Genomic DNA, 742 nt, shown 5'->3' with positions numbered 1-742 from the left:
ACAAGCACGGTTTTATCACCTTCTTGGGATAAACGCTGAGCTAATACGCTGCCCGCAGAACCAGCGCCAATGATGACGTAATCGAAAGTCAGTGAGTCCATGTGGTGTGCGCCTCTTATTATTATCAAATAAGCTCATCGTTTTGAGAACAAGCTTATCAATGTGGTCGTGTATTTGTTGAAGATAGTTTGAACGATAGGAAGGGGCTTGAAAAGGGAAATCTCACTTGTGAGCCTTGCTAGTAAGGGGGAGGTTCTTTAACTAGAAGAGGGTTTACAGCCTTAGGCTCTAAACCCAGAGTGGAATAACTGTTCGCAAGATAGTAATTATGCGGCTTGTTGTGGAGAAGGCGCTTCTGGTCTCTCAGGTACCAGTTCTTGGTATAGCTCGTCCAGTGCCTCGTTGAAATTACTTGCCAAAAAGCTGACCTTATCAGCAATCGATTCACAGCTAGTCAGGCTGATTGTTAGTGTATCGACATAGCTGGTGACCACAGCAGTTAGCGCCATGTTATCAACGATCGGTGCAACGCCTTCAAGAGATTTTAGCTCGGCGCCATTCAGAAACAAGGGAACCTTGGGGCCCGGTACATTGGTGATAATCAGGTTGAAAACGGGCTTTAGAATATTGGCTAGACGAAGGCGTGTATAAGCTTTCATGGTTAAGGAAGAAGACCACGAGGGAAGATGCTTCATGATTCGTTCAACCGCGACTTTATAGTTAAACTCTTTGGCTCTAAGGG

At 45.4% G+C, this 742-nt stretch carries 1 protein-coding gene; it reads right to left on the bottom strand.

What is annotated here, in order from left to right; genetic code table 11:
* Window positions 1–326 precede the first annotated feature (326 nt).
* Window positions 327–742 (bottom strand): WS/DGAT domain-containing protein (locus tag A3756_RS00260; RefSeq protein WP_156490124.1); only part of this gene is annotated, 416 nt, incomplete at its 5' end.

Source organism: Oleiphilus sp. HI0086 (genome assembly GCF_001635225.1).
This window is presented reverse-complemented; position numbering and strand designations above follow the sequence as displayed.